The sequence below is a fragment of the Salmonella sp. K21076 genome, assembly GCF_039650795.1.
GTDB classification, from domain to species: domain Bacteria; phylum Pseudomonadota; class Gammaproteobacteria; order Enterobacterales; family Enterobacteriaceae; genus Salmonella; species Salmonella enterica.
This window is the reverse complement of sequence record NZ_JBCLYA010000014.1, coordinates 23,657-33,179: the sequence shown is the minus strand read 5'-3', so window position 1 is coordinate 33,179 and position 9,523 is coordinate 23,657. Positions and strand designations below refer to the sequence as shown.

General features: G+C 51.7%; 10 protein-coding genes. 6 read left to right on the top strand and 4 right to left on the bottom strand.

From position 1 onward, the window contains the following. Positions 1–202 precede the first annotated feature (202 nt). A complete protein-coding gene (gene tpx / locus AAYN39_RS06740) occupies positions 203–709 on the bottom strand; it encodes a thiol peroxidase (protein ID WP_000084375.1) in 507 nt (168 codons plus the stop codon). A 115-nt stretch (positions 710–824) separates the two neighbouring features. On the opposite strand from tpx, the gene ycjG reads away from it, so the two are divergent. Further along, complete coding sequence (gene ycjG, locus AAYN39_RS06735; protein ID WP_001258077.1) at positions 825–1,790, top strand: L-Ala-D/L-Glu epimerase; 966 nt, start codon at positions 825–827, stop codon at positions 1,788–1,790. On the opposite strand, the gene mpaA is transcribed toward ycjG, so the two are convergent. After that, positions 1,765–2,493, bottom strand: coding sequence for a murein tripeptide amidase MpaA (gene mpaA, locus AAYN39_RS06730; protein WP_000219125.1), 729 nt, complete (start codon positions 2,491–2,493; stop codon positions 1,765–1,767). The genes ycjG and mpaA overlap by 26 nt on opposite strands. A gap of 189 nt (positions 2,494–2,682) precedes the next feature. On the opposite strand from mpaA, the gene AAYN39_RS06725 reads away from it, so the two are divergent. Further along, complete coding sequence (locus AAYN39_RS06725; RefSeq protein WP_001216556.1) at positions 2,683–4,296, top strand: peptide ABC transporter substrate-binding protein; 1,614 nt, start codon at positions 2,683–2,685, stop codon at positions 4,294–4,296. Between the two features lie 96 nt (positions 4,297–4,392). On the opposite strand, the gene AAYN39_RS06720 is transcribed toward AAYN39_RS06725, so the two are convergent. Beyond that, on the bottom strand, positions 4,393–5,322 hold the full coding sequence (locus tag AAYN39_RS06720; protein WP_000814344.1) for an aromatic alcohol reductase: 930 nt from the start codon (positions 5,320–5,322) through the stop codon (positions 4,393–4,395). Between the two features lie 118 nt (positions 5,323–5,440). Between AAYN39_RS06720 and AAYN39_RS06715 the strand changes: the two genes are divergently transcribed. Further along, positions 5,441–6,346 carry a LysR family transcriptional regulator gene (locus tag AAYN39_RS06715; RefSeq protein WP_000359197.1) on the top strand — a complete coding sequence of 302 codons (906 nt, stop codon included), beginning with the start codon at positions 5,441–5,443 and terminating at the stop codon, positions 6,344–6,346. Between the two features lie 276 nt (positions 6,347–6,622). After that, entirely contained in the window at positions 6,623–7,492 is an 870-nt protein-coding gene (locus AAYN39_RS06710; protein ID WP_000456775.1) for an aldo/keto reductase, read from the top strand. Between the two features lie 90 nt (positions 7,493–7,582). Here the strand turns inward: AAYN39_RS06710 and bdcA are convergent, their stop codons facing one another. Beyond that, on the bottom strand, positions 7,583–8,296 hold the full coding sequence (gene bdcA, locus AAYN39_RS06705; protein ID WP_000979081.1) for an SDR family oxidoreductase: 714 nt from the start codon (positions 8,294–8,296) through the stop codon (positions 7,583–7,585). 77 nt (positions 8,297–8,373) lie between these two features. On the opposite strand from bdcA, the gene AAYN39_RS06700 reads away from it, so the two are divergent. After that, entirely contained in the window at positions 8,374–8,964 is a 591-nt protein-coding gene (locus tag AAYN39_RS06700; RefSeq protein WP_000208481.1) for a TetR/AcrR family transcriptional regulator, read from the top strand. 128 nt (positions 8,965–9,092) lie between these two features. Continuing rightward, positions 9,093–9,329, top strand: coding sequence for a YgdI/YgdR family lipoprotein (locus AAYN39_RS06695; RefSeq protein WP_001168017.1), 237 nt, complete (start codon positions 9,093–9,095; stop codon positions 9,327–9,329). The last annotated feature ends 194 nt before the right edge of the window (positions 9,330–9,523 follow it).

The following is a 9,523-nucleotide window of genomic DNA, read 5'->3' as shown; positions in this document are numbered from 1 at the left end:
TTGCAGTTGCCAGACCGCAAGATGTTTTAACAAATCAAAAGGGGTTTTAATAACTGGCTTAAAGCTGAAAGCTTTCCGGAACCCCCAGCCTAGCTGGGGGTTTTCCATAGACAAAAAAAAGAAGGCCTCCGGATAGAGGCCTTCTTGTGACAAAAGAGCACCGCCTGTAGCACTGACAAACGTAGCGCCAGCAGGCGCTGGCTTATGCCTTCAGGACATTAAGCGCGGCGTCGTAATCCGGCTCGTGGGTGATTTCATCCACCAACTGGCTGAAAATAACGTTGTCGTTTTCGTCAAGCACGATGACTGCGCGCGCCGCCAAACCTTTCAGCGGGCCGTCAACGATTTCGACGCCGTAGTTTTTTAGAAACTCGTTATTACGCAGAGTGGAAAGCGTAATAACGTTGCTCAGGCCTTCCGCGCCGCAAAAACGCGACTGTGCAAAAGGCAGGTCAGCAGAAACGCACAATACGACGGTATTCTCCACTTCTGTGGCCAGTTGATTAAACTTACGAACTGATGCGGCGCATACGCCAGTATCAATGCTTGGGAAAATATTCAGCACTTTGCGTTTGCCTGCATATTGGCTGAGGGAAACGTCAGACAAATCTTTTGCGACAAGAGTAAAAGCCTGTGCTTTGCTACCAGCCTGCGGAATAACGTTGGCAACGGTGACCGGGTTATCCTGGAAATGTACAGTCTGTGACATAATTATGTTCCTATTTACTTATAGTTAACGTCGAAATCCAGTTTAAGTCATTATTCATTAACACGGCAAATACTATTTGTAGCAAGCCGCGTCCGGCGCTATCAGAGGGGAAGAGATGAGATCTGTTAAGGTATATGAGGAAACCTGGCCGTTACATACGCCTTTTGTTATTGCGCGTGGTAGCCGAAGCGAAGCGCATGTTGTCGTTGTCGAACTGGAAGAAGAGGGCGTAAAAGGCATCGGGGAATGTACGCCATATCCACGTTATGGTGAAAGTGATGCCTCGGTCATGGCGCAAATCATGAGTATTGTGCCTCAGTTGGAAAACGGGCTGACTCGCGAAGCATTGCAGAAACTGTTGCCGGCAGGCGCGGCGCGCAACGCGGTGGATAGCGCCTTATGGGATTTGCAGGCCCGCCAGCGGCAGCAAAGCCTTGCCGGGCTGCTCGGCGTGACGCCGTCCCCGGTTTTTACTACCGCGCAAACGGTAGTGATAGGCACGCCGGAACAGATGGCTGCCAGTGCGGCGGCACTATGGAAAAAAGGGGCGACGTTGCTGAAAATTAAACTCGATGCTCGTCTGATTAGCGAACGTATGGTGGCGATCCGCTCGGCGGTGCCGGAGGCGACGCTCATTGTGGACGCCAATGAATCGTGGCGCCCAGAAGGGCTGGCGGCGCGTTGCCAGTTACTGGCGGATCTGAATGTCGCGATGCTGGAGCAACCGCTGCCCGCGCAGGATGACGCCGCCCTGGAAAATTTTATTCATCCGTTGCCCATCTGTGCAGATGAGAGCTGCCATACTCGCAGTAGTCTGAAAGCCCTGACGGGGCGCTACGATATGATCAACATTAAGCTGGATAAAACCGGCGGTCTGACTGAGGCGCTGGCGCTGGCAACGGAGGCGCGGGAGCAAGGATTCGGCCTGATGCTGGGCTGTATGCTCTGTACATCAAGAGCGATTAGCGCCGCGCTGCCGCTTATGCCGCAGGTGAGCTTCGCCGATCTTGATGGCCCAACATGGCTGGCGGTTGATGTTGAGCCTGCGCTACGCTTTACGACGGGTCAACTCCATCTTTAGGATGCCAGCGGAGCAGATTCGACATCGCCAGCAAGTATTTTTCGCTGGCTTCATCGGCGGAAACAGGGGGAAACTCGGCGGTAATGCAGTGCAGGTTGAGGTCGGCGCACCAGCTGCCAAACGAACCGGGCGTTTCGTAACCTACGCTGGTCACCAGCGGCAACGCAAACGCATCGGCCAGCCACTCGCCTAGCTCGCTGCGACGTGGATCTTCAATGCAGGCTAGCGGATCGTGAAAAGAGACGACCCAGGCGGGTTGGAGTCGATGAATTAACTGGCAAAGCGCCTGGGTTTCCGGTTCTGAGCCGGGATGGTCGCCGGTTAGCAGCACGACATCACGCTCTTGCGCGCGGCTATTCCAGCGATAAACTGTCTCACCCGCTTTCCAGTTGGCGGCGGGAAAGTTACGGTTTAGATCAATGCCATTCGCATTTGCCCTTAACCCCAGTTGACAGCCATCAGGATTAACGGCAAGTACGACATGATGACGGCGAAGGGACGGATTTAAGGTGCGTAACGCACAGGAGAGCGTCACCACGGATGAGGTTTCATCCCCGTGGGTGCCAGCCAGTATCAGGCCGCTTTCGCGATTGACGGCAGGCGCCGGAAACCAGATTAGCGGCGCGCCTAGTAGCGAACGTCCATAATGTTCAGTGCCTGGCGGAAATGCGCCGCGCTCGGCACGGGGGCGGGTGACAGTCATACGCGTTTCCCGAAGCTGAGACCAGTAGGGTAATCATCGTAGTGTTGTGTAAAACCCGCCGATTATCAAATGGTTTCTATTTACCCTCTTGTATGGCGCGATATCAACTTTCTGGCGGAAGATAATTGCATTTCTTTCTGCTGAAACAAATAATTACGTTGTCATTTAACTCATCTTTGAGGAACTTCTATGAGGCATTCTGTTTCAGTAACCTGTTGTGCGCTGTTGGTTAGCAGCTTTTCCCTGGCATATGCTGCGGATGTTCCCGGCGGAACGGTACTGGCAGAGAAACAAGAACTGGTGCGTCATATCAAAGATGAGCCCGCTTCGTTAGATCCAGCGAAAGCCGTTGGGCTGCCTGAAATTCAGGTGATCCGCGATCTGTTTGAAGGGCTGGTTAACCAGAACGAAAAGGGTGAAATTATCCCTGGCGTCGCCAGCCAGTGGAAGAGCAATGATAATCGTATCTGGACGTTTACGTTGCGGGATGATGCGCAATGGGCCGATGGAACGCCGGTGACCGCCCAGGATTTTGTCTATAGCTGGCAACGCCTCGTTGATCCCAAAACGCTTTCCCCCTTCGCCTGGTTTGCCGCTCTGGCTGGCATCACTAATGCGCAAGCCATTATCGACAGTAAAGTCACGCCGGATCAGCTTGGCGTCAGTGCCGTGGACGCGCACACTTTGCGTGTTCAGCTTGACAAGCCGTTGCCCTGGTTTGCCAGTCTGACCGCCAGTTTTGCCTTTTATCCGGTCCAAAAAGCGAATGTCGAAAGCGGCAAAGACTGGATGAAGCCGGGAAAACTGATTGGCAATGGCGCGTATGTGCTTAAAGAGCGCGTGGTAAATGAAAAACTGGTGGTCGTGCCTAATACGCATTACTGGGATAACGCGAAAACGGTACTGCAAAAAGTGACATTTTTACCCATTAACCAGGAGTCGGCTGCGACGAAACGCTATCTTGCCGGTGATATTGATATCACCGAATCTTTCCCTAAAAATATGTACCAGAAATTATTGAAGGATATTCCAGGGCAAGTTTATACGCCGCCGCAATTAGGGACTTATTATTATGCGTTTAATACGCAGAAAGGGCCGACGGCGGATTCCCGCGTTCGTCTGGCGCTAAGTATGACCATTGATCGCCGTTTGATGGCGGAAAAAGTCTTAGGTACCGGTGAAAAACCGGCCTGGCATTTTACACCGGATGTCACGGCAGGATTTAAGCCCGATCCTTCACCGTTTGAACAAATGAGTCAGGAAGAACTTAACGCCCAGGCGAAAACATTGCTGCGTGCAGCAGGCTACGGATCGCAGAAGCCGCTTAAATTAACTCTGCTTTACAATACCTCAGAAAACCATCAGAAAATCGCGATTGCGGTGGCGTCAATGTGGAAGAAAAATCTGGGGGTGGATGTGAAATTGCAAAACCAGGAGTGGAAAACGTATATCGACAGCCGGAATACCAGTAATTTTGATGTTATTCGCGTCTCCTGGGTGGGTGATTACAACGAACCGTCGACTTTCTTATCCTTATTAACGTCCACGCATACGGGGAATATTTCACGCTTTACTAATCCGACTTATGACAAAATCCTGACGCAAGCGACGATGGAAAATACCGCCGAAGCGCGTAACGCGGATTACAATGCAGCGGAGAAAATTTTAACGGAACAAGCGCCTATAGCACCTATTTATCAGTATACCAATGGCCGGTTAATTAAACCGTGGGTAAAGGGATACCCCATTACTAACCCGGAAGATGTGGCCTATAGCCGTACAATGTATATCGTGAAGCACTGATGCGTACTGGTTTCTTGTTAACTCAAGGTAGCCACGCCCGCCGCCTGATGCTGGCAGAAGGCATGGGGATTAAGCGAGCGCCTGATGCCGCCGTTCTCATTGCTGTGTTTTCAGCCAGGTGGCAATATCCTGTGTCGGCAGATGATGTTGTGCATTCCAGGTGTCACTCATCGGCCACCACATACCGTCACCACGCGCGAAGGCGACGCGATAGCGCAGCATTGGGTCATGCGGATGTAAACGGAGTTGCTCCTGTAAGTCAGGTAGCGTCAATACACCTCGGGTAAAGGTTTGCTGCGTCACGCGTTCGACCGTTTTCGCCAGTTTTGCATAAGAGGTCGTTTCCCCCGCAACAAAGACGACTTCGTTAGTGATACGCGGCTGATGCAGATAAATTTCAGTGGTCAGGCGACCAATATCCGCAGGCGACGTGACGGTGACCTGCCTTTCCCATCCGCCGAGGGCATTGATGGTTTTTTGGTCTAAGTTGACCACATCAAAGGCCGGTTCGAAGAGAAAAGAGGTAAATAAACCGGTTGAAACAATCACCCACTCTGTGACGTTTTGCTCGCGCAAAAGCGTCCTGACGTCATACTGTTCGTCCCACACCGGCTGGCCGCTGCCTTTGCCGACCACATCGTAATTCACGCCAAACTGCCAGGGGAAATAGCGCTTAACGCCCGCCTCCAGTACCGCGCGGGTGATTTTTATCTGGGTACCCGCACCGGCGACAAACCCCATACAATTGATGATCGTATCAAAACCGTGGAATTGATCTTTTAACGCTGCAACCGAACTGTCTGCGATGTCGACCGGGATAAACCGCGCACCGGCATCCGCCAGTTGTTGATGAATGCTGGAACGTCGTTTGCTCTGTTTATCCCTGGATCGCCCTGACACAATAACGCAAACGGAACCATTACGCTGTGTGATCGCCGGAACCAACGACGCCAGCACTGACGCCCCCAGTTGTCCCGCGCCCAGCACCAATACTTTTTCACCCACCTGATTATTGGATTGTTTCATTTGCGCCTCTCTGTGTTGATTCACCTGTAGATAGAGATTACGTCAGGGATCTGCGTTCGATAAGACGCCGAAGACGGGTTAGACTGTTCTGATAAATGGGATAATTGGCGGGGGGAAAATGGACAAGCTGGAAGCGATGCAGGTCTATGTTTGCGTAGTGGATACCCATAGTTTTATCAGAGCCGCCGAAGTGCTTGGCGTGCCGCGCTCAACGGTATCGCGAGTGGTTAAAGAACTGGAATCCTGGCTTAAGATTCAACTTTTGCAACGTACAACCCGCAAACTTAGCGTGACCGCAGAGGGGCGGCGTTACTACGAAGAGTGCAAAAGAGTGCTGGCAGATATCGCGGCCATGGAGTCGTCATTTCCTGGCCGGGCGGCACAACCCAAAGGGCGTTTTAAAGTGGGGATGCCGCAATCTCTCGCCCGGCATTGCATTATTCCTACGCTCCCGGCCTTTTTGTGCCAGTATCCGGAGCTGGAGCTGATACTTTGTTCCAGCGATAGCGTGGAGGATATTATCCTTCAAGGGTATGACTGCGTGATTCGGGCCGGCAGAATCGATGATTCCACCACGCTGGTTGCCCGTCCACTTGCCAGCTTTAACTGGGTGATAGCAGCATCGCCCACTTACATTGAGCGTTACGGTAGCCCTGAAAATTTAGATGATCTGCAAAAACACCATGCAGTCGGCTACCTGAACCACCGCACCGGGCGTACCACCGACTGGTTTTTTACGCGTGAGGGGGAGGATTACGCGATGCGGGTGCAGGAGACGCTGGTTGTCGATGATACGGACGCTTATATTCAGGCCGGAATACAGGGGCTGGGGTTAATTCGCGTCGCCAGCTATCTGGTTGCGCCGTATCTGCACAGCGGGGCGCTGGTGACCTGCATGGACAACCATTTTTATGATTTGCCGCTTGCGCTGGTCTATCCGCAAAACAGGTTTCTGTCGCCTGCGGTACGCGCTTTTTATGACTGGTGCAAAACGGCGCTGAGCCAGCCGGAGCCTCTTCGCTAAAAAATATTATTCCGGATATCGCATTGCCTGTTCAGAAAACTTTTTCACAGACGGTCAAAATGACGGTACTGGTTTTTGACGCATAAGTAAAAGGCATTATCAAACAGGTGCTACACGGCGAGGATATAGCAAGCACTGAACGTTTGGATGCAATAAAAAATCTGTACAACTGTTATTAATGAACTTTTTGTATAAATATAATCGGATTTAACAATACTCATTGTACCTGTATTTTGCTCTTATCATGGCGTCTTTACGACGAAAGGGTGCTTTAGCGTGGAATATTCAATATTAAGTAACAACCTTAAAATGCCTATGGTGGGTTTTGGCGTTTTTAAGGTAACCGACAAAGAAGAATGTCAGCAGTCAGTGTTAAGCGCTATTCGCAGCGGTTATCGTCTTATCGATACCGCTGCGGTATACGGCAATGAAGATGCCGTTGGTGACGCTGTTCGTGAAGCCATCGCGACAGGTCTGTGTACCCGTGAGGAGTTATTTATTACTTCTAAACTGTGGGTGCAAGATATGGCTAACTACGATCTGGCCAAAGCAGGTATTGAAGCGTCGCTGAAAAAATCCGGGTTAGATTATTTTGATCTCTATTTATTGCATCAGGCAATGGGCGATTATTTTAGCGCGTGGCGCGCGCTGGAAGACGCTTATGAAGCCGGTAAACTAAAAGCCATTGGCGTGTCCAACTTCTATGCGCATGTGTTAGCCAACTTCTGTGAAACCGTCAGAATTACGCCAATGGTAAACCAGGTCGAATTGCATCCATACTTTGCACAACCCGCCGCGCTGGAAACCATGAAGCATTATAACGTTCAGCCTGAAGCGTGGGCACCGTTAGGCGGCGGGAGACATAAACCGTATGAAAATGTCATGCTTCAAAGGATTGCCGATGCCCATCAAAAAACCATCGCGCAGGTTGTCCTGCGTTGGAACGTGCAGCGTGGCGTCACGGTTATTCCTAAATCCACTCGACAGGAACGTATTGAAGAGAACTTTGCCATCTGGGATTTCTCACTAACGGATAACGAAATGGCTCAAATCAACGCCCTTGATTTAGGCTACGTTGGCGAAGCGGTGAAGCATTTTAATCCTGAATTTGTTCGCGGTTGTCTTGGCGTTAAAATCCACGATTGATCCCGGCGCTTGCGGATGTTTTCTCGCATGAACAGCTTCTAACACGGTTGCCGGAGCGTAGACGGCAACCGTGTGATATTCGCCTGGCCGTCAGGCGCCGAAGGCACCATCGATGGTGTGCATCGCGCCGGTGACGAAAGAAGCTTCCGGACCGGCAAGCCATGCCACCATTCCAGCCACTTCTTCAGGTCTTCCGTGTCGTTTGATTGCCATGAAACTGTGCATCAGCTCTTTCATGGGGCCATCTTCCGGATTGATGTCGGTATCAATGGGGCCTGGCTGCACCACATTTATCGTAATCCCGCGGGGGCCAAAATCACGGGCCAGGCCGCGCGCCAGCCCTTGCAGGGCTGATTTACTGGCAGCGTACGCGGCCATTCCCGGTATGGGCATCCGATCGCCATTCACGGAACCGATAATAATAATGCGTCCACCTTCCGGCATGTTGCGGGCTGCTTCGACTGACGCATGGTAAGGCGCATGGATATTAATACGGAACAAACGATCTATCGCATCGCTATCTTGTTCCAGCGCATCGCCGAAGAGAGCCACGCCCGCATTGACGACCAGAATATCCAGTGGTCCGTACTCACGCACGAGGCTGATGACGGCATCCCGATCGGCGCTATCCGTCTGGATGGCGGTGCTTCCGGTTTCCGCTGCCAGTTTTTCGGCGGCTTCACGCGATCCGGCGTAGCTGAAAACGACCGATGCGCCGTCAGCGCTAAAGCGTCGTACAATAGCCGCGCCGATACCACGACTTCCCCCTAAAACCAGTACAGATTTGTTGCGAAATAGCATCATCAGGATGTCCTTTATGATATTGTAGTAGTCACTACAATATGCGTAATGAAATCATGCCGTCAAGGAGTTATGTAGTAATGACTACAAAACATAGCCGAACGCCGGGTCGCCCTCGCCAGTTCGATCCGGAGCAATCCATTGAAACCGCTCAACACTTATTTCATTCGCGCGGATACGACGCGGTGAGCGTAGCGGATCTGACAAAAGCGTTCGGGATCAATCCTCCCAGTTTCTATGCGGCGTTTGGCAGCAAGCTGGGGCTGTATACTCGCGTATTAAAGCGTTACAGGATGACCGACGCGATTCCGCTCGGGGCGCTTCTGCGTCACGATCGCCCGACCGCGAAGTGTCTTATCGATGTGCTGATGGAAGCGGCAAGACGTTACGCTGCCGATCCTGATGCCACCGGATGTCTGGTTCTGGAGGGCGCTCATTGTAACGATAAACCGGCACGAGAGGCCGCCTGCGAGTTTTACATCGCTGCTGAAAACCTGATTCGCACTTATGTCGCCATGCGGTATCCGCAAGAGGCTGACCGGACGACGGACTTTATGGGGACGCTAATGGCGGGACTTTCCGCCAAGGCGCGAGCGGGGTATAGCCTGGAGCGTCTTCAGGAGAGCGTGCTTCTGGCTGGGGATGTGCTGGAGCGATTACTGCCGGATTAACGCAGCGCATCAAAAAACCTGAGCCAGTCAGATACGGACAAACAGGGAGCAATAGCCCTAATCATCCATCTTGCCGTTGCGGTATTCGGTAAAGTACATCAAAAATAGAGGTGTCAGGGAAACAAGAAATGCAAAAGTGTAGTCTTATTACGGTACTTAGCTTATCAGTGTTGATGCTAGCCGGATGTACAACGACCTATACCATGACGACCCGGACGGGAGAGATTATTGAAACGCAGGGTAAGCCGGAGGTTGACACCGCAACCGGAATGACGAAATACGCTGATGTTTATGGTTATCATCGCGTTATTAAAACCAGTGAAATAGTGCAGACGACAGAAGGCGCATCGAAGCTGGACTGGTAATGCGCTAAAGCAGTTGGGAGGCCGTGTCCAGTATGGGTACCGGACTGTTTCTGGGCCTGAATTGAATAGAGCGCCTGTATAGCCGAATTCCGGGTCTCGGCTTGATTTGTGTTGTCAGTTATTTGGTTGTTCCCTGTATAGTGAAGATAAACAGTACTCATGGCTAACGGTCTGTTTTGGATTGCTAACTATCC